Origin of the sequence: Actinophytocola gossypii (genome assembly GCF_025165815.1) — a bacterium.
Lineage (GTDB): Bacteria > Actinomycetota > Actinomycetes > Mycobacteriales > Pseudonocardiaceae > Actinophytocola > Actinophytocola gossypii.
Genome location: NZ_JAFFZE010000016.1, coordinates 346,400 through 372,108 on the forward strand (window position 1 = coordinate 346,400; position 25,709 = coordinate 372,108).

Genomic DNA, 25,709 nt, shown 5'->3' on the forward strand with positions numbered 1-25,709 from the left:
ACTCAGCTGCCGACGGTGATGGACTCGACCGCGGCCTCGACGTCGCCGCGGAGCGTGGCGGAGATCGGCGCGGAGCCGGCGGCCTGCTCGGCCGCGGCCTGGCCCTCCTCGCTGGCGACGTAGCTGACGAAGCCCTTCACCAGGTCACCCTCGGCGGCGTCCTCGTAGCTCTTGCAGACGATCAGGTAGGACACCAGCACGATCGGGTAGGTGCCCTCGGCGGTGGTGTCGCGCTGCAGGTCGATGGCGAGGTCGCCCTCCGGCACGCCCTCGGCGCGCGGGGACTCGTCGACGACCTTGGCCGCGGCCTCGGCCGAGTACTCGACGTAGCTCTCGCCCACCTTGATCTTGGCGACGCCGAGGTCACTGGCCTGGCTGGCGTCGGCGTAGCCGATGGTGCCGTCGCCGCCCTTGACGGTCTGCACCAGGCCCGCGGTCTGCGCACCGGACTGCCCGCCCTGCAGCGGCCAGTCACCGCTCGGCTCGTGCGGCCAGGCCTCGCCCGCCGTGGCGGCCAGGTACTCGGTGAAGTTCTCGGTGGTGCCGGACTCGTCCGAGCGGTTCACCGGGATGATCCGCTTGTTCGGCAGCGTGGCGTCCGGGTTGTCCGCCTTGATCGCCGGGTCGTCCCAGTTGGTGATCTGGCGGTTGAAGATGCCGGCCAGCGTCGCCGGCGAGAGCTGCAGGCCCTCGACGCCCTCGAGGTTGTAGATGACGGCGATCGGGCTGATGTACAGCGGCAGGTGGATGGCGTCGGTGCCGCCGCACCGCTCCTGGGCGGCGGCGCGCTCCTCGTCGTCCATCACGGAGTCGGAGCCGGCGAAGGCGACCGCGCCCTCCCCGAACTGGGTGCGGCCACCGCCGGACCCGATGGGGTCGTAGGTCACCGTGGCGTCCGGGTTCTCCGAGCCGAAGCCCGCGATCCACGCCTGCATGGCGGCTTCCTGGGAACTGGCACCGGCACCGGCGAGGTCGCCGGAGAGGCTCTCCTCGGAGCCCCCGCCGTTGCCACCATTGCCACCGTTGTCCCCGCCCGACTCGACGGGGTCACTGCCGCACGCGGTCAGTGCGATCGCACTGGCGGCGACAAGGGCCGCGATGCGGCCGTAGCGGATGCGCTTCACTGGATCCTCTCGAGATATGTCGATGTCAAGTCATGCTCAGCGCGGACGCTAGGGAAGAGGGGTGGACGTGCGCCCCTCTAGAGATGAACGGCAGGTGAACAACCCCGAATTGTGACTTTTACCGCTGGTAGGCGACGTCCGTTTCGGTGACTTTGAATCCGAGTCGTGTGTAGACCGCTACCGCCGGTGCATTGTCCGATTCCACGTACAGAATGATCTCAGGGATCCCGACGCGCCGCAGATGATGCAGTCCGACCAGGGTCAGGGCCTTCCCGAGGCCCCCACCCTGGGCCGCCGGGTCGACGCCGACGACGTAGACCTCACCGACCCCGTCCGGGTGAATTTTGGTCCAGTGAAACCCGACGGTCTTTCCCCGTTGGTCGGCCAGAAAGAACCCGGCCGGATCGAACCAGGACTCGATCTCGGCCGCGATGAGCTCGTCGACGGTGAGCTGCCCCTGCTCGGGATGCCAGTCGAAGGCACGGGCGTTCACGCCGATCACCGCGTCCTCGTCCCGGCCCGGCTCGAACGCGCGGATCGTGACGTCGTCCGGGAGCTTCGGCTCGGGCAGCTCCGTGTCCGCGCCGAGGCCCATCCGCAGCAGCTCGCGGACCCTGGCGAGCCTCGCGCGCCCGGCGATGGCAGCGGCCGCCGGGTGGTCGCCGTGCGACCAGATCCGCAGCGGGCCGTCGGTCGCGGCGAGGGCGTCGGTGACGAGGCGGGTGCCGTGCCCCCGGCCGCGGTGGTCGGGGTGCACGATCGCCTCGACGATCTGGTTGCCGTACGCGTCGCCGCGCGGGTCGAGGTGCGCGTAGCCGACCAGGGTGCCGCCGTCGTGCCGGAGCAGGTGCCGGCCGCCGCGGAACTCGCGCGGCAGCGGACCGGTCTCGTCGACCTCGGGGCGTCCGTCATGTGCCCGGGCGGCGAGCAGCAGCGCGCGCACCTCGTCGCCTGGCTCGGCGTCCTGCCAGCTCACCGTGGCCTCCGGAGCGGATCGGGAACCCGTACCCGCTCGACCATAGCGCCGAACCGGATCAGTGCGCGGGCACCGTGTCGCCGGTCGGCTTCTGCGGCTGGACGAACTTGTAGCCGACGTTGCGCACGGTTCCGATCATCTGCTCGTGCTCGGTGCCGAGCTTCGCGCGCAGCCGTCGGACGTGCACGTCGACGGTCCTGGTGCCGCCGAAGAAGTCGTAGCCCCAGACCTCCTGGAGCAGCTGCGCCCTGGTGAACACCCGCCCCGCGTGCTGGGCGAGGTACTTGAGCAGCTCGAACTCCTTGTAGGTGAGGTCGAGCGGCCGGCCGCGCAGCCGCGCGGTGTACGTCGCCTCGTCGATCACCAGCTCGCCGAGCCGCAGCGCGCCGTCCGCGCCGGGGCCGGCCGGTCCCCGGGAGGTCAGCAGGCGCAGCCGGGCGTCCACCTCGGCCGGCCCGGCGGTCGGCAGGACGATGTCGTCCACCCGCCACTCGGCGCTGACCGCGACCAGTCCGCCCTCGTTCACGATCGCCACCACCGGCACGCTGTCACCGCCGCTGGTGAGCAGCCGGCACAGGCTCTTGGCCGCGGCGAGGTCCACCCGCGCGTCGACCAGCACGACGTCGCGCGATCCGGCGTCGAGCAGGGCCGTCACCTCCGGCGCCTGGGTGCGCACGTGGTGGGGCAGCAGCATCAGGGAAGGCACCACCGAGCCCGGCGTTGGGTCCGCGGTGAGCAGCAGCAGGTCGAGGCTCATCTGGGCCCGCCTCTCTGGGTAGCTCCGTGGCTATCCGGGAGAATAGCCGCCGTGCCCGCGAAATGTCCTGGTCGTGACACTTGTGTCACACGAGTGCACCAACGCACGACCGACGGTGTGCGACTCACGGGGCTCCTGGTGCGAAATCAACGCGGCCGGCAACACGCCCGTAACACGACGGCGGTGGTCGTCGGGCACGGCTTCACCAACCACGTCCGCAAACCGTTCGTCACCCGGCTGCTGCACCGGCTCGCCCGCGAGCACACCGTGATCGCGCTCGACTTCCGCGGGCACGGCCGTTCCGGCGGACGCAGCACCGCCGGCCCGCTCGAGGTGCACGACCTGGACGCGGGCGTCCGGCTCGCCCGCGAGTACGGGCACGAGCGGGTGGCCACCCTGGGCTTCTCGATGGGCGGCACGGTCGCCCTGCTGCACGCGGCCACCGGCACCCACCGGCCGGACGCGGTCGTGGCGGTCAGCGCCGCCTGCCGTTGGTGGGTCCGCGACACCGACGCCATGCGCCGGCTGTTCTGGCTGGCCGAGCTGCCGCACGGGCGGCTGGCGCTGCGGACGCTCGGGGTGCGGCTGGCGCGGCCGGTCGCCGGGATCCCGACCAGTCCGATCGAGGTCGCGCACCGAATCCCACCCACCCCCTTACTGCTCGTGCACGGCACCGAGGATCATTACGTCGGGGTGGACCACCCGCTGGCCGTGCACCGGGCCACCGAGGGCCGTGCGGAGCTGTGGCTCGAGCGCGGTGTGCGGCACGCGGAGACCGCGATGACCCCGGAGCTGGTCGACCGGATGACGGCCTGGCTGGGCGCCGCGACCCATGAACAGCGATCGGAGCGAACGGCGGCATGACGATGACCGACACCGGGACGACCGACCCCGGCAAGCCCCGCGTGAAGCCCAAGCGGCGGCGCCGGACCCGCCGGCTCGTCATCGCGCTCGCGGTGCTCCTCGGCCTGCTGGTGGTGGCCGACTTCGGCGCGGCGGCGGTGTTCGAGTACCAGGTGTCCAAGCGCGCCCGCGAGCAGTTCGACCTCACCGACGACCCGTCGGTGAAGGTGCACGGGTTCTCCTTCCTCGCCCAGGCCATCTCCGGCGAGTACGACAACGTGGCGATCGACGCGAAGGGCGTTCCGGTTCAGGACACGCTGCGTGACCTGGAGGTGCACGTCGACCTGCGCGGCGTCATCGCCCCGCTCGGCGACCTGGTGTCCGGGTCGCTGCGGGGCGTCGAGGTGCGCGAGGTCGAGGGACAGGTCCGGGTCAAGGCCTCGGACGTGAACCGGGCGATCCTGGAGAACGAGAACCCGCTGATCAGCTCGATCGCCAACGTCACCATCGACCCGATCAGCGAGCAGGACGCCCAGTCCGACCCCGAGGAGCGCACCGACTCCGAGCAGGCCGCCGCCGAGCGCGCCGAGGAGCTGGAGAACGACGACGACACCACCGCGGGCGCCCGGATCTGCGCGACCGTCGACTTCAGCGGCGAGGAGACCGACCTCTGCGCGTTCGGCCTGATCACCCTGGTCGACGCGAAGGCGAGCTTCGTGCCGTCGCGGGTGGAGCTGCGCAACAACGTGCTCGGCACCAGCCAGTTCCCCGAGCAGCTGGAAGGCGCGATCCTGCAGGCGCTGACGATCACCCTCGACCCCGGCGAGCTGCCGTTCACGGTCACCCCGACCGCCGTGGCCGTCGAACCCGGCGTGCTGTCGGTGAAGGGCAAGGCCTGGGACGTCATGCTCGGGGGCTGACCTGCGGAAACCACGCCTTCGCGACCGTCTCACGAAGTGGACGCCGCTCCCAGGAGCAGGGAGTCGGCGGTAGGGTTGGCGCCGTGTACACCTTGCTGACCAGGCGCCGCGCGGTCGACTACTGCCGCGTCGACTCCAGCCTGTGTCCGGCGAGCGTCTGACGAGCGGACCCCTTCTCGGCCTCCGCTCATCCCGCGTATCCCCGCGCGTCCTGATCCACCCAACGAAGGAGAGAGCGCTCTCATGAGCCGCGAAGACGTGTTGGTCACGGCCGAGTGGGCCGAAGAGAACCTCGGCACCGCCGGGGTGGTGTTCGTCGAGGTCGACGAGGACACCTCCGCGTACGACGGCGGGCACATCCCGGGCGCGGTGAAGATCGACTGGAGGACCGAGCTGCAGGACCCGGTGCGCCGCGACTTCGTCGACCGCGCCGGCTTCGAGAAGCTGCTGTCCGGCAAGGGCATCGCCAACGACGACCGGGTGGTCCTCTACGGCGGCAACAACAACTGGTTCGCCGCGTACGCGTACTGGTACTTCAAGCTGTACGGCCACGACAAGGTGCAGCTGCTCGACGGCGGCCGCAAGAAGTGGGAGCTCGACGGGCGCCCGCTGTCCGCCGACGCGGTGACCCGCGAGGAGACCTCGTACTCGGCCAAGGAGCAGGACACGGCGATCCGCGCGTTCCGCGACGAGGTCGTCGAGGCCATCAACGCCAAGAACCTGGTCGACGTGCGCTCCCCCGACGAGTTCTCCGGCAAGCTGCTCGCCCCGGCGCACCTGCCGCAGGAGCAGGCGCAGCGCGGCGGGCACATCCCGTCGGCGATCAACGTGCCGTGGAGCAAGGCGGCCAACGAGGACGGCACCTTCAAGTCCGCCGACGAGCTGCGTGAGCTGTACTCCGACGCCGGGATCGACGAGGGCAAGGCGACCATCGCCTACTGCCGCATCGGCGAGCGGTCCTCGCACACCTGGTTCGCGCTGCACGAGCTGCTCGGCTACTCGGACGTGAAGAACTACGACGGCTCGTGGACCGAGTACGGCTCGCTGGTCGGCGTGCCGGTCGAGACCGGTCCCGGCACCCAGTGAGGAGACCGCTATGACCACCACCGTGACGAGTGACGGGTGCGGCGCGCCCGAGCAGACCGCCGAGCTGCCGGCCGGGATCGACCTGGCCAAGGAGATCGTGCTCGGCGGCAAGGTGACCGCGGACGGCGCGCCGGTCGGCGGCGCGTACGTGCGGCTGTTGGACGCGAGCGGCGAGTTCACCGCCGAGGTGGTGTCCTCGGCCGACGGTGACTTCCGGTTCTTCGCCGCGCCCGGCCGGTGGACCGTGCGCGCCCTGCACCGCACCGGCAACGGCGAGACGACGGTGACCGCGGACGGCCCCGGGCTGCACCCGGTGGCGGTCACGGTCGAGTAGCAGCCAGCCGATCACCTGAGCGCGGGACGGCCGTTGGTTCGGCCGTCCCGCGTTCGCATATCCTCGCCGGGTGGAACTGTTCTGGACCATCCTGCTGAGCGTCGCCGGCGTGGCCGGCACGGGCTACCTGGCCGTCGTGGCCTACCGCCTGCAGACCGGGCTGGAACGATGACCGAACCCGACTCCCCGGTCCCCGGCAGCGGCGACGCGGCGGTCCGCGCGGCCGCCGAACGCGCCGAGACGACCCGTGCCCGCAACCTCCCGCAGTGGGCGGACCTGCCCATTCCGAACGACACGGCGAACCTGCGTGAGGGCGCGGACCTCGACGACCGCCTGCTCGCGCTGCTGCCGCTGATCGGCGTGTGGCGCGGTGAGGGCGAGGTCGTGTACCCGACGATCGAGTCCCAGCACTTCGGACAGCAGGTCACCTTCGCGCACGACGGCCGCCCGTTCGTGTACTACGAGTCCCGCGCGTGGCTGCTGGACGACGACGGCAAGGTCATCCGGCCGGCGGCCCGCGAGGTCGGCTGGTGGCGCCCGCAGCCGGACGACACGATCGAGCTGCTGCTGGCGCACGCGACCGGCGTGGTGGAGATCTTCTACGGCGAGCCGCGCACGCAGACGTCCTGGGAGCTGGCCACGGACATGACCATGCGCACCGCGTCGGCCAAGGAGGTCAACGGCGCCAAGCGGCTGTACGGCCTGGTCAACAACGGCGACCTGGCCTACGTCGAGGAACGCGCGATGGTCGGCCAGCCGCTCCAGCCGCACACGTCCGCCTACCTGCGCCGCGTCGCCGGCTGACTACGGCACGCAGGGCGGGCGGGTGACGTCCGCCGGGTCCCAGTCGCGGTGCCAGAAGTCCTCGAGCCCGTGTTCGTGGATGTACTCGCGCTCGACGTCGTGGATTGGGTAGAGCCCGGCGATGTGCACGACGTCGTGGCCCTCGTGACCCGGCGGACCCACGTCGATGTCCGCGTAGTCCTTCAGATCGAGGACGAACGGCGCGAACACGAAGACCGAGGTCATCGCCGACTCGGGCGACACCTGTTCGCGGAAGTCGATCGTGTCGCCATAGCGGAACGGGCAGTCGCCGCGCAGCCGACCGGCGACCCAGCCCGCGGCGTGCGCCCAGGCCGGATCGTCGGAGCGGACGGACAGGCACAGCTCGGGCCGCCCGTGCCGCCATTCCGGGTGCTCGGCGAGGGACAACCCGTACGTGATCCCGGTGACGTGGCCCGGCTCCGGGAGGTCCCGGTAGATCATCACCGTGACGTCCGGGAGGTCGCCCTCGGACGGGACCGGCTGGAAGACCGGCTCGATCCCGCCGGAGAGGCGGTCCAGGTGTGCGAGGTAGCGCTCGACCCGACTGGACACGCGGCTCAGGCGTACTCGGACTCGTACAGCGCGTTCAGCTCGCGGTGCAGCGCCGAGGCGTCCGGCAGGGCCTCGCCGTCCAGGGTGTGCACCCGGGTGATCTTGCGGACGCTGGAGGCGAGGAACAGCCCGTCGGCGGCGCGCAGCTCGGGCAGCGTCAGCGGCTCGACCTTGGTGACCCAGCCTGCCTGCTCGGCGGCGCGGAACAGGGCGCCCTGGGTGGTGCCGCGGAGGATCCCGCTGGACGGCGGGGTGGTGCGCAGCGTCCGGCCCTCGGCGATGACGACGTTCGAGGTGGGGCCCTCCAGCACCGAACCGTCGGCGGCCATGAAGATGACCTCGTCGGCGTCGTGCGCCTCGGCCCAGCGGCCGGCGGCCATGTTGACCGCGTAGGAGAGGGTCTTCGCGCCGAGCAGCAGCCACGGGGCGCGGTCGACGATCTCCGGGTCGAAACCGCGGTCGAGGGTCAGCGCGCGCACGCCGGACTCCCGGTTGCGCAGCACCTTCTCGCCGATCGGCATGCCGATGGCGAATCCGGTGGGGGTGCCGTCGCCGAACTCCGGCCCGCGGGTGTGGACGAGCTTGAGCGCCATCTCGGCCGGGCCCCGCCAGGCGTCCAGCACGACCTGGACGCAGGCCTCCCAGGCCGCGCGGTCGGGTGCTGGCAGCTCCAACATGCGCGCGGACCGCTCGAGCCGGTCGAGGTGCGGGCCGAGCTCCCTCGGCTTCCCGTCGACCACGAGCACGGTCTCGAACACCCCGTCACCCCGGAGCAGCCCCAGGTCGTCGACCCGGATGTGGGCCGCCTCGGGGTCGGCCAGGGTCCCGTCCAGCATCGCAAGCACCCGCATACCCGGAGCCTACTGTTACATGGTTCGCTGCGCGTCGCCGCTAACACGCCGTCTTCCCTCCCTGACGGCGCACGCGGCGCCGCTCCGCTCACGCAGCCCGCCGCGCGCGGCCACGCTCTCGTTCACGGCCTACGATTCATGGTGTGGAGACCGCGAGCGCGCGCGACATCGACGCCGAACGGGCCGAGCTGAGGCAGACCCTGCACCAGCGCGGCATGCGCATGACCCCACAACGCCAACTCGTGCTCGACGCGCTGCTCGAGATGGAGCACGGTACGCCAGAGCAGGTCTGCCAGCGGGTGCAGCGCAGCACGCCCACGGTCAACATCACCACCGTCTACCGGACCCTCGAGCTGCTGGAGAGCCTCGGCATCGTCCGGCACACCCATCTCGGGCACGGCGCGCCCACCTACTCCGTGCACGAGCACCAGCACGTCCACCTGGTCTGCCACACCTGCGGCGACGTCGTCGAGGCACCGTGCGAGGTGATGGAGGGCCTGCGCGGAACACTGCGCGACCGGCACGGGTTCGCACTGGATGTCAGCCATCTCGCGCTCTCCGGCACCTGCCGGAACTGCACCAGGGAGACGCCGTGAGCACACTCGACCAGCCGGGCGCCGTGCCGGCGCCCGACGGCTCGCCCGACGCCGGCGTGCCGTGGCACTTCGGCGACCCGTTCGCCGAGCAGCGGGCCGCCGCGCGCGGGGTCGCCGTCGTCGACCGGTCGAACCGGGAGCTGATCGCGGTCACCGGTCCGGAGCGGCTGTCCTGGCTGCACCTGGTGATCTCCCAGCACATGACCGAGCTGGCCGACGGTGCCGGCACCGAGGCGCTGGTGCTGGACAGCCAGGGCCGGGTCGACGCGCACATGAACGTCGCCCACCTCGACGAGACCGTGTGGCTGGACACCGAGCCGGGCGCCCAGGCCACCGGGGCCCGCGGCGGCCCCCAGCCGCTGCTCGCCTACCTCGAGTCGATGGTGTTCTGGTCGAAGGTCGAACCGCGCGACGCCACGCCGGAGCGCGCGGTGCTGTCCCTGGTCGGCCCGAACACCGGCGACCTGCTCCCGGTGCCCGCCGAGCCGTACGCGGTGGCCGCCGTGGACGGGGCGATCGTGCGCCGCATGCCGCTCGGCGTCGACCTGCTGGTGCCGCGCGACGCCGTGGACGCCTGGTGGCAGCGGTTGACCGGCGCCGGCGCCCGGCCGATGGGCACCTGGGGCTACGAGGCGCTGCGGGTGGAGGCGGTCCGCGCCCGGCTTGGCGTGGACACCGACGACCGCACGATCCCGCACGAGACCGGCTGGGTGCACGTCGCCGCGCACGTCGCGAAGGGCTGCTACCGCGGCCAGGAGACCGTGTCGAAGGTGCACAACGTCGGTCGCCCGCCGCGCCGGATGCTGCTGCTGCACCTGGACGGCTCCCCCGAGGTGCTGCCGGAGACCGGCGACCCGGTGCGCGTCGGCGAGAAGACCGTCGGCCGGGTCGGCTCGGTCGCGCGGCACCACGAGCTGGGTTCGATCGCGCTCGCGCTGGTCAAGTACTCGGTGCCGCTGGACGCCGAACTGCTCGCCGGCGACGAGGACCGGGTGGTGCAGGCCGCCATCGACCCCGACTCGGTGCCGGGGGACACTCCCGCGCTCGGTCGCGAGGCTGCCAAGCGCCTGCGCGGCTGACTACCCTGCCGGGGCATGACAGGGACCCTGATCACGGTGGCGCCGACCGGAGCGGAACACGCCAAGTCGGACGTGCCGAACCTGCCGGTCACCCTCGACGAGCTGGTCGCCGAGGCGGTCGCGTGCGAGGCGGCCGGCGCGGCGATGATCCACGTGCACATCCGCGGCGCCGACACCAAACCGACACTCGACCTCGGACGGCTCAAGGAGACGGTCGCGGCGCTGCGCGAGCGCACGGACCTCGTCGTGCAGCTGTCCACCGGCGGCGCCGTCACCGACCCCGAGGCCGACCGCCTGCGCGTGCTGGAGGCGATGCCCGACTCGGCGTCCTGCACGATGGGCACCGTCAACTTCGGCGACGACGTGTTCATGAACCGCTGGGAGTTCGTGGTCGAGCTGCACCGGCGGATGCGGGAGCGCGGGATCGTCCCGGAGTACGAGATCTTCGACGTCGGCCAGCTGGCCAGCCTGCGCCGGCTGCTCGACGAGCACGGCCTGCCGGCGGGCGGGAAGGTGCACGTCGACCTGGTCATGGGAGTGCCGGGCGGGATGCCGGGCGACACGGAGACGTTGGTCGCGGCCCTGCGCGCGATCCCGCCGGGTGCGACGTTCTCGGCCACCGGCATCGGCCGGACCACGGTGCCGGTACTGCTGGCGTCCCTGTCGGCCGGCGGACACGTCCGCGTCGGGATGGAGGACACCGTGTCGTTCGCCCGAGGGGAGCGGGTGCGGGACAACGCGCAGCTGGTGGAGCGGGCGGCGGCGTTCGCGACGCTGGCGCAGCGGCCGCCGCTGACGCCGTCCGAGGTCCGGGATCTCATCGGGGTTGCGGAAAGCAACTGACTCCGTAACGACTTGGCGACAGACCCCTCGGTACCGGAGGATGAGCACGTGATCGAAGTCCGACCAGGTGGCCGCAGGCGAATAGACCGGGTGCTCGCGCCGGACTACGTGGCCGACCTGAGTGAGCTCGACCTGACCGAGGTCCGTGCGCGGCGTGACGACGCGGCCCAGGAGGAGACGGATCTGTCGTACCTGCGCAGGCTGCTGCACGGGCGGATAGACATCGTGAAGGCGGAACGGTCGCGCCGGGTGGACGGCGGCTCCGCGTCGGTGGTGGAGCGGCTGGCGGAGATCCTGGCGGACAACGCGGTCGGCCCGGTGCCGGTGGGGTCGGGCCGGCACCAGACGCTGGAGCCGTCGCGGGCGGAGGCGCACCGGCGGCACGTGGAGGCGCTGGTGTCGGACACGGACCTGTCGGACGTGACGTCGCTGCCGGACGAGCGGCTGGACCTGGCGCTGCGGACGTACGTGGCCGAGGAGGCCTCGGTGTCCCAGCGGCGGCGCGAGGTGCAGGTCGTCGTGGACGTCCTGAACGACGAGATCGCCCGCCGCTACCGCGCCGGCAGCGCCTCGGTGGACCAACTCCTCGCCGCCGAACGCGGCGAGGACCCGCCCGGCGTCAGTTGAAGCGTTCGCGGATGGCGAGGTCGCCCCAGAAGTCGCGGAGGCGTTCGAAGCGGGCGGCGATGGCCTCGACGTCCTCGCGTTCCAGGGCCGCGACGATGGCGTTGACGTCCTCGGCGGAGGTGTCGGACTCCAACTCCTCGTCGTCCAGGAGTTGGACCAGGCCGCCGTAGTCGAGTTCCACCGCGGAGTGTGGGTGGAAGTGCTCCAGCCAGCGGCCGGTGTCCTCCAGGACCTTCGTGGGGCCCTGGTCACCCAGTACCCGCTCGGCCAGCGAGTGCGCCTTGGCGACCCGACGCCTGGCGTCCGACATCGCCACGCGCCAGCAGACCTGGCGGCGGGGGTCCTCGCGGGTGGCCAGGACCAGGTGGCGGTGCTCGGGGTCGACCAGGGTGAACCACGGGAGTGGCACCGTCCACGTCGTGGACACGATGTGCACGGCGCCGCCGGGGAGGTCGGAGAGGACGGCGGCGGCCTTCTCCCGAACGCTGTCCGTCGACGTGGGGAGTGCGGCGGTGCGCAGGGCCTGGTGGGCCGACGACAGGAAGCCGACCAGCGCCGCGGCCGAGCGGGCGCGGACGTCCAGCGGGCAGACCAGCGGGCCGGGGCCGACCGTGGCCTGCTCGACGGGGACCTCGGCGGGATCCAGGACCAGGAGCTCGCGGGCGGCACGCGGGGACGGGTCGCCGTTGGCCAGTTCACCCGGGAGCAACGTCGGGGGCTGCGAGAGCTGTGATCTGAGCCACATGTCGCGCTCGCGTTCGCCCACCGTCGTGTGGTCCAGATGGTCCGTTTCCAGGGCCGCGCGCAGTGGTTTGGCGACCTCATCGTCGAACGAGGACAACGGTTCGTACACCCGGAGGTAGGCGACGAACGGTCGAGGCACGGGACGCATCGTGTCACGGACCGAAAACCTGGGCGAAGGTGCCCAGGAACACCGTGCCCCTTCGCGCGGAACCCCGTCGGCACGGTACGGTAGTTGGCAGGAACCACTAGTCGAGATCTGCGGGGCCGCCGATTCCCCCGGCCGCCCCGTCACTGTGCGAGGGGGTCGAGCCATGGGGCGCGGCCGGGCGAAGGCTAAGCAGACCAAGGTAGCCCGCGAGCTCAAATACAGCACTCCCCACACGGACTTCGAGGCTCTGCAACGCGAGCTGTCGGGTCCGTCGTCGTCGGACGGCAACGGGGAGCGGTTCGATGACGACACCGACGACTACGAGGACGACGACTACCGTCGTTGACCGGCTGGTTCAGGGGCGGCCCAGGTAACGCACCTGGTCCGACTTCGCCTTGTCCAGCTCCTCGCGGGCGTCGGTGACGGCTGGGTAGGTCGACTGCTCCGGCACGCCGACCTCCCACCACGCCCCGGCGTCCGTCCACGCCGACGGGTGCGTGGGGATCACCACGACGGCCACGCGGCCGTCACGCGCGTGCGTTCGCGCCTGCGCGTAGGCGGCCCGTAGCTCGTCGACGTCCCGCGCGGCGAGCACGGCGCAGCCGAGCGACGCCGCGTGGGACGCGAAGTCGACCCGTGGCGTGTTCGCCTGCCGCGAACGCGCGTCGGCGTACATGTTGTTGAACGCGGGCGCTCCGTTGCCGCGTTGCAGCCGGTCGATCACCGCGTAGCCGTCGTTGTCGCAGACCACGGCGACGAAGCCGTGACCGGCGAACGCCGCGGAGAACAGCTCCGAGTTCAGCATCAGGTACGAACCGTCGCCGACCAGCGTGGTCACCACGCCGGACGGGCGGGCCATCGCCGCACCCCAGGCCCCGGCGATCTCGTACCCCATGCACGAGAAGCCGTATTCGACGTCCATCGACGCCACGTCCGCACCACGCCAGCCGCCGATCAGCTCGCCGGGCAGGCCGCCGGACGCCGTCATCACGTAGTCGCCGGGCTCGCTCGCCTCGTTGACCACGCCGACCACCTGCGCGTACGTCGCGGGCTCATCCGACGGCGCGCGCAGGGCGTCGATGTAGGCGTCCCACCGCGCCCGCTCCTCGGTCGCCCTGGCCGTCCACGCCGACCCGGAACGCCAGCCGGTCAGCAGTGGCGCCAGTTCCGCCATGGCCTCCCGCGCGTCGGCGACCAGCGCGAGCGCGCCGTGCTTGACCGCGTCGAACCGGGCGGCGTTCACCGTGACCAGCCGCACGTCCTGGCCGAACAGCGACCAGGACGCCGTGGTGAAGTCCTGCAGCCGGGTACCGACGGCGAGCACCAGGTCGGCCTCGGCGGCCAGCGCGTTCGCCGACGCCGAGCCGGTGATGCCGAGCGGGCCGGCGTGCAGCGGGTGGTCGTGCGGGACGAGCGTGCGCCCGGCGGTGGTCTCGGTGACCGGGACGCCGTGCGCCTCGGCGAGCGCGACGGCCTCGCCCACCGCGTCGGAGTACCGCACGCCGCCGCCGAGTACGAGCAGCGGCCGCCGGGACGCCCGGACCGCCTCGGCGACCCTGGCGAGCGCGTCCCGGTCCGGGCGGGGCCGCGGCGGGTGGTGGGTGACCGGCTCGAACAGCGCGTCTGGGAAGTCGAACGCCTCGGCCTGCACGTCCTGCGGCAGCGCGAGGGTGACCGGGCCGCAGTCGGCCGGATCGGTGAGCACCCGCGCGACCTGCGGCAACGTGGCGACGAGCTGCTCGGGCCTGGTGATCCGGTCGAACCAGCGGCTCACCGCGCGGAACGCGTCGTTGGCCGTGCCGGTGCCGTCGCCGAACGGCTCCACCTGCTGGAGCACCGGGTCGGGCGCGCGGTTGACGAACGTGTCGCCGGGCAGCAGGAGCAGCGGCAGCCGGTTGGCGTGCGCGACCCCGGCGGCGGTGACCATGTTCAGCGCGCCCGGCCCGATCGACGACGTGGCCACGCCGACCTGCCGGCGGTGCGTGGCCTTGGCGTGGGCGACGGCGGCCAGCGCCATGCCCTGCTCGTTGTGCCCGCGCCACACCGGCAGGTCGCTCTCCGACAGCGCGGTCCCCAGCCCGAGCACGTTGCCGTGCCCGAAGATCGCGAACACGGCCGGGAACAGCGGGGCTTCGGTGCCGTCCACCAGCACCGTCCGCTGCGCCGCCAGCCACCGGACCAGGGCCTGCGCGGTCGTGAGAATCACGGTGACGAGACCTCCCGCAGTTCGTGTTCCAGGGCCTCCAGCTCGGCACCGCCGGCCATCTGGCGGGTCAGCTCCTCGAGCGTGATGTCCTTCTTCTCCGCCGAGCGGAGGCTGGCGCCGCGCTTGAGGACGAGGAACCGGCTGCCGACCGGGTACGCGTGGTGCGGGTTGTGCGTGATCAGCACGACGCCGAGCCCCCGGTCCCGCGCCTGCGCGACGTGCCGCAGCACCAGCCCGGCCTGCTTGACGCCCAGCGCCGCGGTCGGCTCGTCCAGGATCAGCACCTTCGCGCCGAAGTGGACCGCCCGGGCGATCGCCACGCACTGCCGCTCGCCGCCGGACAGGGTGCCGACCGGCTGCTCCACGTCACGCAGGTCGATGCCCAGGTCGGCGAGCGCCTTGCGGGCGGTCTCGCGGCCCGTGCGCCGGTCGAGCCGCTGGAACGGTCCGAACCCGACGGTCGGCTCGGAGCCGAGGAAGAAGTTCCGCCACACGCTCATCAGCGGCACCACGGCGAGGTCCTGGTAGACGGTCGCGATGCCCAGGTCCAGCGCGTCCCGCGGCGACCCGAGCCGCACCTCCTCGCCCTCGACCAGGAACCGGCCGGAGTCGTGCTGGTGCACGCCGGCCAGGATCTTGATCAGCGTGGACTTGCCGGCGCCGTTGTCGCCGAGCACGCAGGTGACCTCGCCCGCGTTGACCACCGTGGACACGTCGTGCAGGGCGACCACGTTGCCGTAGTTCTTGCCGATGCCGTCGACCTCGATCAGCGCGCTCATCGCCGGACCCTCTCCGCTCGACGCCGGAACGTGTTGTTCACCAGCACCGCGCCGAGCAGCATGATGCCGAGGAAGAGCATGAACCAGTCGGAGTTCCAGTTCGCGAACACGATCCCCTGCCGGGCCATGCCGAAGATCAACGCGCCGATCGCCGCCCCGATCGCCGAGCCGAACCCGCCGGTGAGCAGGCAGCCGCCGATCACCGCGGCGATGATGAACTGGAACTCCAACCCGATGCCCTGGTTGGCCTGCACGGTGGTGAACCGCAGGATGTTGATCGACCCGACCAGCCACCCGGCCGCGGCGGTCGTCATGAACAGCAGGATCTTCGTCCGCCGCACCGGCACGCCGACCGCCCGCGCGCTGGGCGCCGAGCCGCCGACCGCGAACGTCCAGTTGCCGAACTTCGTGCGCACCAGGACCCACGCGGCCAGCGCGGCGAACCCGAGCCACCACACGATCGAGATCTGGAACGGGGTGTCGCCGACCTGGAACGTCGAGGCGAACACGAACCCGGCCGACTCGTAGCCGTCGGTCGAGCGCATCCCGGACACCTGCACGGAGTTGGTGACCAGCCGGGTGATGCCGAGGTTGAGGCCCTGCAGCGCGAGGAACGTGCCGAGCGTGACGATGAAGCTCGGCAGCCCGGTGCGCACCACGATCCAGCCGTTCAGCGCGCCGACGCCGAGCGCGAACACCAGCGACAGCAGCAGCGCGAGCCACACGTTCAGTCCGACCTCGACCGCGAGGATCGCGGTGACCAGCGCGGTCGACGCGGTCATCACGCCGGCGGACAGGTCGAACTCGCCGCCGATCATCAGCAGCGCCACCGCGACCGCCATGATGCCGAGCGTCGCCGAGTCGTCCAGCCAGGTCGCCACGCCGGCCGCGGTGAGGAACTTGTCGGCGACGATCGAGAAGAACACGAACACCGCGAGTGCGCCGATCAGCGCGCCGATCTCCGGCCGCACGATCAGACGGCTGACCAGCCCGTTCTGGGCGACACGTTCGTCCAAGGTTGTCATGGAAGGGCTCCTCAGCGCGTGCCGCGTTCGGTGTACGGACGCACCAGGTCCGCGTTGGACTGGTCGACGAAGCCGGGCCCGGTGAGCACCGGCTGCCCGCCGCCGAGCGTGTTGCCGTTCTCCCGGTACAGCTTCAGCATCACGATCGGCAGGTAGCCCTGCTGGTACTGCTGCTGGTCGACGGCGAAGACGATGTCGCCGTCGCGGATCGCGTCCACCACGTCGGTGTTGAGGTCGAAGGTGGCGACCTCGGCGTCCGAGCCGGCCCCGGCGGCCGCGGTGACCGCGCGGTCGGCGACCTGGGAGTTGAGCGTGAGCACGGCGTCCACGTCCGGGTTGGTCCGCAGCGCGCCGCGGATGCGGGCCTCGATGTCGGTCGGGTTGGCGATGTCGACCTGGAGGTTGGTCACCTCGCCGTCCCCGAAGCCGTCGCGGGCGCCGTCGCAGCGGTCGGCCAGGCCGGAGTTGCCTGCCTCGTGGATCACGCAGATCATCCTCTTCCTGCCTGCCTGCGCGAACCGCTCGCCGGCGGCCTGGCCGGCGATGAACTCCTCCTGGCCGACGTGCGCGATGGCGCCGAACTCCTCGCTGCGGTCGGTGCCGGAGTTGATCGTGATGACCGGGATGCCGGCGTCGACGGCTGCCTCGATGGACGCCTTGAGCGCGTCCGGGTTGGCCATCGACACGACGAGGCCGGTCTTGCCCTGCGCGACGGCGTTGTCGATGAGCTTGGCCTGCGCGCCGGGGTCGCCGTTGGACACGTAGGTGACGTCGACACCCAGGTCGCGGCCGGCGGCCTCGGCGCCGTTCTTGACCACGCTCCAGAAGGCGTCGCCCTCGGTGCCGTGGGTGATCACCGCGAAGTCGAGTGGGGCCTCCGGGTCGAACTCGGTGTCGCCGCCACCGCCCCCGCCGCCGGCGGGTGGGGTGGCCGACTCGGCGCTCGGACCGGTGCAGGCCGCGAGCACCAGCGCGAGTGCCGCCAGCGCGGCGGCGAGTAAGGCGGGCTTGCTACGCCCTCGGTCGGACATCGTTGTCTCTCCCCTCAGGCCGTTCGCGTCCTCAGTGGACGGAATGGAGGAAGGCCAGACTACGCGCGGTGTCCCGGCGTGGCACGGCCTCGACGTCCGCGCCGGGATCCTCGGGCAGCGCGGTGTCCTGCTCGAGTACGTACCAGCCCTGGTAGTCGTTGTCACGCAACAGTTTCAGCAGAGCGGCGACATCGACGTCACCGTCGCCGAGCGGCACGTACACGCCGCGTGCGACCGCCTCGGTGTAGCCGAGCCGGCCGTCGCGCACGGCGTCGGTGAGGTCGGCGCGGACGTCCTTGAGGTGCACGTGGCCGATCCGGTCCGGGTACCGGCGGACCAGCTCGACCGGGTCGGTGCCGCCGATCAGCAGGTGCCCGGTGTCGACGCACAGCGGCAGGTCGGAGTCGGTGAGGAACCGCCGGACCTCGGCCGCGGTCTCGACCTGGGTGCCGACGTGCGGGTGCAGCACGGTGCGCAGCCCGGCGCGCACGGCGGTGTCGCGGATCATGCCGGCGGTGTCGACGAGTGTCCGCCACTGCTCGGGGCGCAGCGGCGGGCGTTCGTCGTAGCCGTGCAGCCCGGTGTTCGCGGCGAGCACGAGCACGTCGGCACCGGCGGCGGCGAGCAGGTCCGCCTGCCGGGCCGCCTCGTCCACAGTGGATCGTTGGCGGTCCGGGTCGTGCAGGACGACCGCGAGGAACCCGCCGACCAGCCCGAGCCGGTGCGCGGCGAGGGTCTCCCGCAGCGTGGCCGGCTCGGTCGGCAGGTAGCCGGGCGGGCCGAGTTCGGTGGCGGTGATGCCGAGGTCGGTCATCTCGCCGAGGACGGTGGCCGGATCGAGCACGCGGCCCCAGCCGGGGACCTCGCAGACTCCCCAGGAGATGGGCGCGGCGGCGATCCTCATACCGGGCTCCGCACGTCGAGCCGGACCGGGGCGCCGGTGCGCATGGACTGCTCGCACGCCTCGGCGAGCCGCAGGCTGGCCAGGCTGTCCCTGGCCGGCGACGGGTTCTCGGCGGTGTCGGTGAGTACGTCCACGAAGACGCTCATCTCGTTCAGGTAGGCGCGCCGGAACCGCTGCGGGAAGCCCGGATACGGGTCGGGCGCGAGCGGCGCCGCGTCGGGTTCCAGTGATCGCAGCGGGGTGCGCGGATCGAGCCCGACGGTGACGGAGTCCTTCGCGGCGAGCACCTCGAGGCGGTGGTCGTAGCCGAGCGGGTCGTGCCGGCCGGCGGCGAGGACCGCGAGCGCGCCGCCGGCGAACCGCAGCAGCACCACGGCGTTGTCCACGTCGCCCGCGGCGGCGAAGGCGTCGTCGACGAGCACCGAGCCGTAGGCGCAGACCTCGGTGACCGGCTCGCCGACCAGCCAGGGCACGGCGTCCAGGTCGTGGATCAGCAGGTCGCGGAAGATGCCGCCGGAGGAGGGCAGGTAGGCGAGGTCGGGCGGCTCGGCGTCGTAGCCGACCGCGCGGACGTGGTAGATCGGCCCGAGCGCGCCGGCGCGGATGCGGCTGTGCAGGTCGAGCATCGCCGGGTCGAAGCGGCGCTGGAAGCCGACCAGTACCGGCACCGAGGTGCGCTCGATGTCCTCGACCAGCGCGGCGGTGCCGTCGAGGTCGGCGGCGATCGGCTTCTCGCACAGCACGGGCATGCCGGCGGCGAGGCAGGCGCGGACGAGGTCGGCGTGCGTGGTGGTGGGGGTCGCGACGACGACGCCGTCGGCGAGTTGCAGGAGCGTGTCGAAGTCGGGGACGGCACGGGTGCCCGAGCCCCAGCCGGCGCCGCCGCTGGCCCGGCCGCCGGCGCCGCCGTGCCCCTCGAGCGCGTCGGCGGCCTGCTCGGCGCGCCCGGGTACGGGGTCGTACAGCAGAACCTGGTCGACCTTGTCCAGCGACGCCAGATGCGTCGCGTGCATGGTCCCGATCCGGCCGACGCCGGCCACGCCGATACGCATTCCGCTCCACTTCTCGGGTTAGAGCGCTCCAACGGCACCATCCTGTAATGTCGGTCACAGAGTGTCAAGGGAGGGCCGGTGCCCCGACCGACGATCGAGGACGTGGCGGCCAGAGCGGGCGTGTCCCGGGCGTTGGTGTCGCTGGTGCTGCGGGGTTCGCCGAAGGTGAGCGCGGGCCGGCGCGCGGCGGTGCTGCGGGCGGCGGAGGAGCTGGGGTACTCGCCGCACCTGATGGCCAGGTCGCTGGCGAGCCGGACGTCGCACGTGCTCGGCGTGATGGTGTCGGACCTGCACAACCCGTTCTGGGCCGAGGTGGTCGACGGCCTGGACGCCGGGGCGAGGTCGGCGGGCTTCGAACTGGTGATCAACACGGGCGGGCGGTCGCCGGCGCGCGAACGCCAGGCACTGACCGGCCTGTTGTCGTTCCGGCCTGCCGGGGTCGCGCTGCTCGGGCCCGTGCTGCCGGCGTCCGCGTTCACCGGCGCGTCGGCGCACACCCCGGTGGTGCTGGTCTCGCGCTCGTCCCGGGTGTCCACGGTGGACACGGTGAACGACGACGGCCGCGCCGGCTCCGCGATGGCGGTGGATCACCTGGTGTCGTTGGGGCACCGGGAGATCGCCCACATCGACGGCGGCAACGGTTCCCAGTCCGCGCCCCGCCGCACGGGGTACGTGACCGCGATGCGCCGGCACGGCCTGACGCCGAGAGTGGTGCGCGGCGAGTACACCGAGGCGGCCGGCGCCGCGGCGGTGCGTGCGCTGCTGTCGCCCGCGCCGCCGACCGCCGTGCTGGCGGCCAACGACCTGAACGCGGTCGGCGCGATCTCGGCGCTGGAGGAGGCCGGCCTGTCGGTACCCGGCGACGTGTCGGTGGTCGGCTACGACAACACCTGGCTCGCGGCCCTACGCCACGTCTCGCTGACGACGATCGACCAGCCCCGCGCCGAGATGGGCCGGCTGGCCGCGGAGGCCCTGGTCCACCGCGTCCGCGGCGAGCGCGTGACCCCGGCCCGCCACCTCCTCCCCCCACGTTTGGTTGTCCGTGCAACGACGGCGGCTCCCCGTGCGATGAGTGGGCTGTGAACCTTCCCCGATACCTGGCGGTCGCCGCGATCGCCGTCGCCGCCGTGGGCTGCGCGTCGCCGACCAGCACCCCCGAAGACGTCGCGACGGCCGAGGTGGAACACCAGGACGAGTCCGGCATGCCGTCGATGCCACCCGAGTCCGCGACGGCCATCGCGACGCCGCCACCGGCGGAAACGCCCGAGCAGTGGCCGATGCCGTCCGTGGTCGGGATGAGCCTGCAGGACGCGCAGGACAGCATCCAGGCGCTGACCGGCGGCGCCGTGTTCTACAGCGATTCCCACGACCTGACCGGCGAGGACCGCAACCAGGTGCTGGACGCCAACTGGCAGGTGTGCACCCAGAACATCCCCGCCGGCACCCCGATCACTGCCACGTCCGCGATCGACCTCGGCGCCGTCAAGCTCACCGAGACCTGCCCGTGAGAGTTCCTCGTCAAGGCCCTGACCTGAAGTAGCCCCTGTCGAGCACCTCGGCTGCGATCCGCTCGCGCAGGATCGACGCGCACTCCTCGAACACCCGGACGACGTCGTGAACCGATATCGAACCGCGTTCGTCAGCCGACGATACGCGGCGGCTCGTACACCACCTCGCGAATCCACGTCAACAGCACGGAGTCAGGGTGCCGGATCGGGGCCGGTTCGGGTCCGTCAGAACAGGCGGCCGAGGGTGTTCTCGTAGAGGTCGCGGCCGCCCTCGACGGCGTCGCCGACCGTGCCGAGGACCAGGTCGCCGGCGTCGTTGAGCAGTTCGCCGCCGGTGTCGGTGAGTTCGTTCCAGGCGGAGTCCCAGTCGCCGTTCACGACGTGGCCGCCGGTGTTCCACAGGCCGCTGCCCACGTCCTCGACGATGTCGACGGTTTCGCGGCCGGCGCCGGCGGCGGCGTCGATCGCCGGGCCGACGATCGGGAGGTCGGACCCGGGCAGCTCGGGCGGCAGGGGCTGGTCCTGCCAGCGCGGCTCGGTGACGGCGTCGTAGTTGCCGGTCGCGATGTTGCCCAGGTTCCGCAGGGACTCGGTTCCCTCGTCGTAGTAGCCGACGTGGGCGTCGATCGCGTTGCCGCCGTCGGAGGCGCCGAAGCCGTTGGCGCCGAAGGACTCGTCGTACGGGCCCGTCGACGAACCGTCCGCGGTGAACCAGTCGCCGCTGGTGCCCTGGACGACGGGGTCGTGCTCGGTGCTGCCGGCCCAGACGTGGCCTTCGCCGGGGGACAGCTGGTCGGCGTTGGAGGCGCCGACGCCCGGCGAGCCGATGAACGCCACGTCGTCGGCGGCCAGGCCGTTCATGCCGGCGTAGCCGACGGTCACGCTGCCGTAGCTGTGGCCGATCACCGTGATGTGCTGGTCGCCCTGGGCGGACGCGCGGTAACCCTCCACATCCGACACCAGTAGGTCGCCGCCCTCGATGGCGTTGTCGGGGGTCGCCACGCTCATGTCCCACGTCGGCGCGTCGTAGCCCAGCCAGGCGATGGTGACGTTCCTCGCGTTCGGGTCGGCGGCGTCCATCTGCGCACGCAGCGCGGACGCGTCGCCGTTGGGGAAGCTGGTCAGGGTCGATCCGGTGCCGGGCACCACGACCGCCACGTTGTCGGCCAGGTCGGGGTTGCCGTACGCGACGGCGAGGATGCCCTCCTGGGCACCGGGGCCGACCGGGTCGTAGGACAGGACGTACGCGCCGTCCGGGGACGCCTCGGTGGCCTCGGCCACCCGCTGCTCGGCGGCCTCGGCGTTCTCCAGCTGGCGGGTGACGTCCTGGCGCTGGTCGAGCAGGTCCGCCAGCTCCGGGTTCTCGCGCAGGGCGCCCTCGTCCGACGGGTCGAGGCCCAGCTCCTCGGCACGCTGCTCGATCCGGGCGTTCAGGTCCGCGTGCTCGGCGCCCAGCCGGGCCTGGTCGACCTCGATCCGGCGACGGTTGGCGTCGTCGAGCACGTCCGCCGGCAGGCCGCGGAGGCGACCCAGCTCGTCGTACCTGGTCGCCAGGAGCTGGTCGCGTTCGGTCTCCGACAGGCCGGCCCACCACTGCGCCACGGCGTTCGGGTCCGAGCCGGGCGGGGGAACGGTCAGGCCGGTGACCGGCGCGGTGCGCGCCCACGACTCGTCGCCGGCCGCCTTCTCGGCGAACGCCGGGGCGATGTGGCCGAGCGCGCCGGCGTACGCGCGAAGGGTGCGCTCGTAGCCGTCGCGTACGCCGGTGAGGGCCTCGTTCACGCGGGTGGCGAGGGCCTCGGTGGCGGCGGCGTCCATGCCGGACGGGCGCGTGCGCCAGGCGCGGATCGCGTTGTCGGCGGCGCCGCGCATGGTCCGGTACGCGCCGGCGGCCGCCTCGACGATCAGTTTCGCCTGGCCGAGCCGGTCGTGTGCGGTGGAGGTCGCGGTGCCGGACAGGTCGGCGCGGGCCGCGAACCCGGTCGCGGCCTCGCCCTGCCAGCCGGAGGCCGCGGTCGAGCCGCCGCCGTCGATGGCCGCGCGGGCGTCGGTGAGGGCGGACATCGCGGAGCCGATCGGCTCGGCGACGGCCTCGATTCGGCCGGCGTCGCCGCTGGCCAGCTTGCCGTAGAGGATCTCCGGGTCGGTCATGACGCCTCCGCCGCGTGCAGGCCGGTGGTGGCGTTCTCGTCGCGACGCTCGTAGTCGTCGGCGCTCGCGACCAGGCCGTCGGCGGCGTCGTTGACCCAGACCGAGCCGTGCCGGAGGTCGTCGCCGTGCTCGCCGACGAAGGTCGCGAACGCGGTGGCCAGCTCGTCGGCCGCGGCGACCTCGCCGAGCGCGGCCGGCACGAGCTGGGCGACCGACAGCAGCGCCGCCGCGTCCCCCACGCCGTCCGAGCCCTCGTAGATCCGGTTCGACGCGTCCCGCAGTGTGGCGGGCTCCACCTGGTAACCGTCGGGCACAGGGTCCTCCCTTGGTTCGGCAAAACGACGCTACCGCGCACCCACGCCGCATAGGGTTCGTTCGCGCACACTGTGTGCATCCGGGAAGGAGGAGCCCATGCCGGAGTGGACCCCGCGGCGGTGGACCGAGGTGTTCGGCGAGCAGGCGGCGTCGTTCCGCGCGGCGGTGGCGCAGGCCGACCTCGCCGCGCCGGTGCCGTCCTGTCCGGGGTGGACCTTCACCGAGCTGACCGTGCACGTCGCCCGGTTCCTCGCGCAGGTCACCCGGTACCTGTCCAGCGGGAGCACCGTCCAGCTCCGGCCGGTCGCCCCCGCGCCGGTCCTGGACCCGCTCGGGCACCTCGACGACGAGCTGGCGCAGGCGACCGTCGCGCTCGGGGCCGCGCCGGGGAACCGGCCGGTGTGGACGTTCTCCCCCGCCGCGCCCGACCTCGCCCGGGTGTGGCACCGGCGGGCGGCGCACGAGCTGAACCTGCGCCGCTGGGACGCCCAGGCCGCGCTGCGCACCCTCGACCCCACCGACCCCGACCAGGCCACCGACGCCATCGACGAGCTGCTCGGCACCCTGCTCGCCGCCCGGCAGCTGCTCGACGCTCCCCCGTCGAACACCGGCACCGCGGTGGTGTCCACCACGGACCGTCCACACGCGTGGTTCGTCCGGTTGCTGCCGGGCCAAGCCCCGGAGGTGCGGGCGGCGAACCCGGACGAACCCGCGGACGCGTACCTGACCGGAAAGGCCGCGAACCTGCTCTACCAGCTGTGGGGCCGGATGCAGTTGACCGGATCGGGTGATGAACGGGTACTCCGCGCGCTCAGAATGAGCTGACCGCCACGTCGGCGCGTCGGGGTGTCGCCCCGCTCGGCGACCTACACTGGAGTCACCTGACACCGTCCGCAGGGGAGTTGACTCGGTGGTCACCGACCGACAAGACGTGCCGGAAACCGAGCCCCGCGAGGAGTGCGGTGTGTTCGGCGTGTGGGCTCCCGGCGAGGACGTCGCCAAGCTCACCTACTACGGCCTGTACGCGCTTCAACACCGCGGGCAGGAGGCCGCCGGCATCTCGGTGTCCGACGGCCAGCGGATCGTGGTCTTCAAGGATCTCGGCCTGGTCAGCCAGGTGTTCGACGAGCAGGTGCTCTCGTCCCTGCGCGGCCACGTCGCGGTGGGCCACTGCCGCTACTCCACCACCGGCTCCACCACCTGGGAGAACGCCCAGCCCACGTTCCGCAACACCGCGATCGGCAGCGGGCTGTCCCTCGGCCACAACGGCAACCTGGTGAACACCGCCGAACTGCTCGACCGGGCCACCGCGGCCGGCATGCGCACCAACAACGGCGCCACCACCGACTCCGACCTGCTGTGCGGGCTGCTCGCCTCGGCCGCCGCCGACCGGGGCATCGAGCAGGCCGCCATGGAGCTGCTGCCCGACGTCAAGGGCGCGTTCTGCCTGGTCTTCGCCGACGAGACCACCCTCTACGCCGCCCGCGACCCGCACGGCGTCCGCCCGCTGGTCATCGGCAGGCTGGAGCGCGGCTGGGTGGTCGCCAGCGAGACCGCGGCGCTGGACATCGTCGGCGCGTCGTTCGTCCGCGAGGTGGAGCCGGGCGAGCTGCTGGCCATCGACGACGACGGGCTGCGCTCCTCGCGGTTCGCCAACCCGGAGCCGAAGGGCTGCGTCTTCGAGTACGTCTACCTGGCCCGCCCGGACACCACCATCTCCGGCCGCTCGGTGCACGCCACCCGGGTCGACATCGGCCGCCGGCTGGCCAAGGAGGCGCCGGTGGAGGCCGACCTGGTCATCCCGGTGCCCGAGTCCGGCACACCGGCCGCGATCGGCTACGCGCAGGGCTCGGAGATCCCCTACGGCCAGGGCCTGGTCAAGAACGCCTACGTCGGCCGCACCTTCATCCAGCCGTCGCAGACGATCCGCCAGCTCGGCATCCGGCTCAAGCTCAACCCGCTCAAGGACGTGATCCGCGGCAAGCGGCTGGTCGTGGTGGACGACTCGATCGTCCGCGGCAACACCCAGCGCGCGCTGGTCCGGATGCTGCGCGAGGCGGGCGCGCTGGAGGTGCACGTGCGGATCGCGTCGCCGCCGGTGCGCTGGCCCTGCTTCTACGGCATCGACTTCGCCTCCCGCGCCGAGCTGGTCGCCAACGGGCTCGACCTGGAGGGCATCCGCCGGTCGATCGGCGCGGACTCGCTCGGCTACGTCTCGCTCGACGGCCTGGTCGCGGCCAGTGAGCAGCCGCGCAGCCGGCTGTGCACGGCCTGCTTCGACGGGCAGTACCCGATCGAGCTGCCCGAGGAGACCAGGATCGGCAAGCACCTCCTCGAAGGGCTGGAGAAGGGCGTCGCGGGCTCCGCCGCCCCGGTCGTGCCCGCCGGATATGGTGCTGGGGACGCACTCCAGCGACCCTGAGACAGCGACTC

The 25,709-nt window shown here is 72.3% G+C and carries 28 protein-coding genes; 14 read left to right on the forward strand and 14 right to left on the reverse strand.

Annotation, left to right across the window (positions count from 1 at the left end; genetic code table 11):
- Nucleotides 1–2 precede the first annotated feature (2 nt).
- From pstS to JT362_RS22880, 3 genes are all read right to left on the reverse strand, one after another.
- A complete protein-coding gene (gene pstS, locus JT362_RS22870) occupies nucleotides 3–1,124 on the reverse strand; it encodes a phosphate ABC transporter substrate-binding protein PstS (RefSeq protein WP_260193669.1) in 1,122 nt (373 codons plus the stop codon).
- Between the two features lie 118 nt (nucleotides 1,125–1,242).
- Nucleotides 1,243–2,100: a mycothiol synthase gene (mshD, locus tag JT362_RS22875; RefSeq protein ID WP_260193670.1), complete on the reverse strand. Its 858-nt coding sequence runs from the start codon at nucleotides 2,098–2,100 to the stop codon at nucleotides 1,243–1,245.
- Nucleotides 2,101–2,158: 58 nt separating this feature from the next.
- The gene (locus JT362_RS22880; protein ID WP_260193671.1) at nucleotides 2,159–2,857 is read right to left on the reverse strand and encodes a winged helix-turn-helix transcriptional regulator; all 699 of its coding nucleotides are present in this window, start codon (nucleotides 2,855–2,857) and stop codon (nucleotides 2,159–2,161) included.
- 183 nt (nucleotides 2,858–3,040) lie between these two features.
- Between JT362_RS22880 and JT362_RS22885 the strand changes: the two genes are divergently transcribed.
- From JT362_RS22885 to JT362_RS22905, 5 genes are all read left to right on the forward strand, one after another.
- Complete coding sequence (locus tag JT362_RS22885) at nucleotides 3,041–3,721, forward strand: alpha/beta hydrolase family protein (RefSeq protein WP_260193673.1); 681 nt, start codon at nucleotides 3,041–3,043, stop codon at nucleotides 3,719–3,721.
- Nucleotides 3,718–4,620, forward strand: coding sequence for an LmeA family phospholipid-binding protein (locus tag JT362_RS22890; protein WP_260193675.1), 903 nt, complete (start codon nucleotides 3,718–3,720; stop codon nucleotides 4,618–4,620). Before JT362_RS22885 ends, JT362_RS22890 begins: the two co-directional genes overlap by 4 nt.
- A 243-nt stretch (nucleotides 4,621–4,863) precedes the next feature.
- On the forward strand, nucleotides 4,864–5,706 hold the full coding sequence (locus JT362_RS22895) for a sulfurtransferase (RefSeq protein ID WP_260193676.1): 843 nt from the start codon (nucleotides 4,864–4,866) through the stop codon (nucleotides 5,704–5,706).
- A 10-nt stretch (nucleotides 5,707–5,716) separates the two neighbouring features.
- A complete protein-coding gene (locus JT362_RS22900; RefSeq protein ID WP_260193677.1) occupies nucleotides 5,717–6,040 on the forward strand; it encodes a DUF1416 domain-containing protein in 324 nt (107 codons plus the stop codon).
- A gap of 168 nt (nucleotides 6,041–6,208) precedes the next feature.
- The gene (locus JT362_RS22905) at nucleotides 6,209–6,844 is read left to right on the forward strand and encodes a heme-binding beta-barrel domain-containing protein (protein ID WP_260193678.1); all 636 of its coding nucleotides are present in this window, start codon (nucleotides 6,209–6,211) and stop codon (nucleotides 6,842–6,844) included.
- Here the strand turns inward: JT362_RS22905 and JT362_RS22910 are convergent, their stop codons facing one another.
- Together JT362_RS22910 and JT362_RS22915 are read right to left on the reverse strand one after the other, a co-directional pair.
- Nucleotides 6,845–7,417, reverse strand: coding sequence for a suppressor of fused domain protein (locus JT362_RS22910; protein ID WP_260193679.1), 573 nt, complete (start codon nucleotides 7,415–7,417; stop codon nucleotides 6,845–6,847).
- A 5-nt stretch (nucleotides 7,418–7,422) separates the two neighbouring features.
- Nucleotides 7,423–8,268, reverse strand: coding sequence for an aminodeoxychorismate lyase (locus JT362_RS22915; protein WP_260193680.1), 846 nt, complete (start codon nucleotides 8,266–8,268; stop codon nucleotides 7,423–7,425).
- A gap of 215 nt (nucleotides 8,269–8,483) precedes the next feature.
- Here JT362_RS22915 and JT362_RS22920 point away from each other — a divergent pair, with 215 nt between their 5' ends.
- The 4 genes from JT362_RS22920 to JT362_RS22935 are packed head-to-tail and all read left to right on the forward strand — an operon-like array spanning nucleotide 8,484 to nucleotide 11,413.
- Nucleotides 8,484–8,864, forward strand: a complete 381-nt coding sequence (locus JT362_RS22920) for a Fur family transcriptional regulator (RefSeq protein WP_260193838.1) — start codon at nucleotides 8,484–8,486, stop codon at nucleotides 8,862–8,864.
- Entirely contained in the window at nucleotides 8,861–9,943 is a 1,083-nt protein-coding gene (ygfZ, locus tag JT362_RS22925) for a CAF17-like 4Fe-4S cluster assembly/insertion protein YgfZ (protein WP_260193681.1), read from the forward strand. The genes JT362_RS22920 and ygfZ overlap by 4 nt, the downstream gene beginning before the upstream one ends.
- Nucleotides 9,944–9,958: 15 nt before the next feature.
- Nucleotides 9,959–10,786 (forward strand): beta-keto acid cleavage family enzyme, encoded by an 828-nt coding sequence (locus JT362_RS22930; protein ID WP_260193682.1) that lies wholly within the window; start codon nucleotides 9,959–9,961, stop codon nucleotides 10,784–10,786.
- Nucleotides 10,787–10,834: 48 nt separating this feature from the next.
- Nucleotides 10,835–11,413, forward strand: coding sequence for an RsiG family protein (locus tag JT362_RS22935; protein ID WP_260193683.1), 579 nt, complete (start codon nucleotides 10,835–10,837; stop codon nucleotides 11,411–11,413).
- Here the strand turns inward: JT362_RS22935 and JT362_RS22940 are convergent.
- Nucleotides 11,406–12,296, reverse strand: a complete 891-nt coding sequence (locus JT362_RS22940) for a DUF8083 family protein (protein WP_260193684.1) — start codon at nucleotides 12,294–12,296, stop codon at nucleotides 11,406–11,408. The genes JT362_RS22935 and JT362_RS22940 overlap by 8 nt on opposite strands.
- 172 nt (nucleotides 12,297–12,468) lie before the next feature.
- On the opposite strand from JT362_RS22940, the gene JT362_RS22945 reads away from it, so the two are divergent.
- Nucleotides 12,469–12,651, forward strand: a complete 183-nt coding sequence (locus JT362_RS22945) for a DUF3073 domain-containing protein (protein WP_260193685.1) — start codon at nucleotides 12,469–12,471, stop codon at nucleotides 12,649–12,651.
- Nucleotides 12,652–12,660: 9 nt separating this feature from the next.
- Here JT362_RS22945 and iolD read toward each other — a convergent pair whose 3' ends face one another.
- The 6 genes from iolD to JT362_RS22975 are packed head-to-tail and all read right to left on the reverse strand — an operon-like array spanning nucleotide 12,661 to nucleotide 19,302.
- Nucleotides 12,661–14,511: a 3D-(3,5/4)-trihydroxycyclohexane-1,2-dione acylhydrolase (decyclizing) gene (gene iolD, locus JT362_RS22950; protein ID WP_260193686.1), complete on the reverse strand. Its 1,851-nt coding sequence runs from the start codon at nucleotides 14,509–14,511 to the stop codon at nucleotides 12,661–12,663.
- Nucleotides 14,508–15,290 carry an ATP-binding cassette domain-containing protein gene (locus JT362_RS22955; RefSeq protein ID WP_260193687.1) on the reverse strand — a complete coding sequence of 261 codons (783 nt, stop codon included), beginning with the start codon at nucleotides 15,288–15,290 and terminating at the stop codon, nucleotides 14,508–14,510. Before JT362_RS22955 ends, iolD begins: the two co-directional genes overlap by 4 nt.
- On the reverse strand, nucleotides 15,287–16,315 hold the full coding sequence (locus JT362_RS22960; protein ID WP_260193688.1) for an ABC transporter permease: 1,029 nt from the start codon (nucleotides 16,313–16,315) through the stop codon (nucleotides 15,287–15,289). Before JT362_RS22960 ends, JT362_RS22955 begins: the two co-directional genes overlap by 4 nt.
- Nucleotides 16,316–16,326: 11 nt before the next feature.
- A complete protein-coding gene (locus JT362_RS22965; RefSeq protein ID WP_260193690.1) occupies nucleotides 16,327–17,346 on the reverse strand; it encodes a sugar ABC transporter substrate-binding protein in 1,020 nt (339 codons plus the stop codon).
- 31 nt (nucleotides 17,347–17,377) lie between these two features.
- Complete coding sequence (locus JT362_RS22970) at nucleotides 17,378–18,250, reverse strand: TIM barrel protein (RefSeq protein ID WP_260193692.1); 873 nt, start codon at nucleotides 18,248–18,250, stop codon at nucleotides 17,378–17,380.
- Nucleotides 18,247–19,302, reverse strand: a complete 1,056-nt coding sequence (locus tag JT362_RS22975; protein ID WP_260193693.1) for a Gfo/Idh/MocA family protein — start codon at nucleotides 19,300–19,302, stop codon at nucleotides 18,247–18,249. Before JT362_RS22975 ends, JT362_RS22970 begins: the two co-directional genes overlap by 4 nt.
- Before the next feature lie 78 nt (nucleotides 19,303–19,380).
- Here JT362_RS22975 and JT362_RS22980 point away from each other — a divergent pair, with 78 nt between their 5' ends.
- Nucleotides 19,381–20,385 (forward strand): LacI family DNA-binding transcriptional regulator, encoded by a 1,005-nt coding sequence (locus JT362_RS22980; protein ID WP_260193694.1) that lies wholly within the window; start codon nucleotides 19,381–19,383, stop codon nucleotides 20,383–20,385.
- On the forward strand, nucleotides 20,382–20,810 hold the full coding sequence (locus JT362_RS22985; protein ID WP_260193695.1) for a PASTA domain-containing protein: 429 nt from the start codon (nucleotides 20,382–20,384) through the stop codon (nucleotides 20,808–20,810). Before JT362_RS22980 ends, JT362_RS22985 begins: the two co-directional genes overlap by 4 nt.
- Before the next feature lie 225 nt (nucleotides 20,811–21,035).
- On the opposite strand, the gene JT362_RS22990 is transcribed toward JT362_RS22985, so the two are convergent.
- Nucleotides 21,036–22,961 (reverse strand): alpha/beta hydrolase, encoded by a 1,926-nt coding sequence (locus tag JT362_RS22990; protein ID WP_260193696.1) that lies wholly within the window; start codon nucleotides 22,959–22,961, stop codon nucleotides 21,036–21,038.
- On the reverse strand, nucleotides 22,958–23,275 hold the full coding sequence (locus JT362_RS22995; protein ID WP_260193698.1) for a hypothetical protein: 318 nt from the start codon (nucleotides 23,273–23,275) through the stop codon (nucleotides 22,958–22,960). The genes JT362_RS22990 and JT362_RS22995 overlap by 4 nt, the downstream gene beginning before the upstream one ends.
- A 97-nt stretch (nucleotides 23,276–23,372) precedes the next feature.
- Here JT362_RS22995 and JT362_RS23000 point away from each other — a divergent pair, with 97 nt between their 5' ends.
- On the forward strand, nucleotides 23,373–24,101 hold the full coding sequence (locus JT362_RS23000; protein ID WP_260193700.1) for a maleylpyruvate isomerase N-terminal domain-containing protein: 729 nt from the start codon (nucleotides 23,373–23,375) through the stop codon (nucleotides 24,099–24,101).
- A 106-nt stretch (nucleotides 24,102–24,207) separates the two neighbouring features.
- Nucleotides 24,208–25,698 carry an amidophosphoribosyltransferase gene (gene purF / locus JT362_RS23005; protein WP_375546546.1) on the forward strand — a complete coding sequence of 497 codons (1,491 nt, stop codon included), beginning with the start codon at nucleotides 24,208–24,210 and terminating at the stop codon, nucleotides 25,696–25,698.
- Nucleotides 25,699–25,709 lie beyond the last annotated feature (11 nt).

Coding starts and splice junctions, on each gene's coding strand:
- JT362_RS22915 (WP_260193680.1), bottom strand. CDS start 8,268: ATGCGGGTGCTTGCGATGCTGGACGGGACCCTGGCCGACCCCGAGGCG.
- JT362_RS22960 (WP_260193688.1), bottom strand. CDS start 16,315: ATGACAACCTTGGACGAACGTGTCGCCCAGAACGGGCTGGTCAGCCGT.
- JT362_RS22900 (WP_260193677.1), top strand. CDS start 5,717: ATGACCACCACCGTGACGAGTGACGGGTGCGGCGCGCCCGAGCAGACC.
- JT362_RS22905 (WP_260193678.1), top strand. CDS start 6,209: ATGACCGAACCCGACTCCCCGGTCCCCGGCAGCGGCGACGCGGCGGTC.
- JT362_RS22930 (WP_260193682.1), top strand. CDS start 9,959: ATGACAGGGACCCTGATCACGGTGGCGCCGACCGGAGCGGAACACGCC.
- JT362_RS22945 (WP_260193685.1), top strand. CDS start 12,469: ATGGGGCGCGGCCGGGCGAAGGCTAAGCAGACCAAGGTAGCCCGCGAG.
- JT362_RS22975 (WP_260193693.1), bottom strand. CDS start 19,302: ATGCGTATCGGCGTGGCCGGCGTCGGCCGGATCGGGACCATGCACGCG.
- JT362_RS22895 (WP_260193676.1), top strand. CDS start 4,864: ATGAGCCGCGAAGACGTGTTGGTCACGGCCGAGTGGGCCGAAGAGAAC.
- JT362_RS22955 (WP_260193687.1), bottom strand. CDS start 15,290: ATGAGCGCGCTGATCGAGGTCGACGGCATCGGCAAGAACTACGGCAAC.
- JT362_RS22890 (WP_260193675.1), top strand. CDS start 3,718: ATGACGATGACCGACACCGGGACGACCGACCCCGGCAAGCCCCGCGTG.
- JT362_RS22880 (WP_260193671.1), bottom strand. CDS start 2,857: ATGAGCCTCGACCTGCTGCTGCTCACCGCGGACCCAACGCCGGGCTCG.
- JT362_RS22990 (WP_260193696.1), bottom strand. CDS start 22,961: ATGACCGACCCGGAGATCCTCTACGGCAAGCTGGCCAGCGGCGACGCC.
- JT362_RS23000 (WP_260193700.1), top strand. CDS start 23,373: ATGCCGGAGTGGACCCCGCGGCGGTGGACCGAGGTGTTCGGCGAGCAG.
- JT362_RS22920 (WP_260193838.1), top strand. CDS start 8,484: ATGCGCATGACCCCACAACGCCAACTCGTGCTCGACGCGCTGCTCGAG.
- JT362_RS22965 (WP_260193690.1), bottom strand. CDS start 17,346: ATGTCCGACCGAGGGCGTAGCAAGCCCGCCTTACTCGCCGCCGCGCTG.
- JT362_RS22970 (WP_260193692.1), bottom strand. CDS start 18,250: ATGAGGATCGCCGCCGCGCCCATCTCCTGGGGAGTCTGCGAGGTCCCC.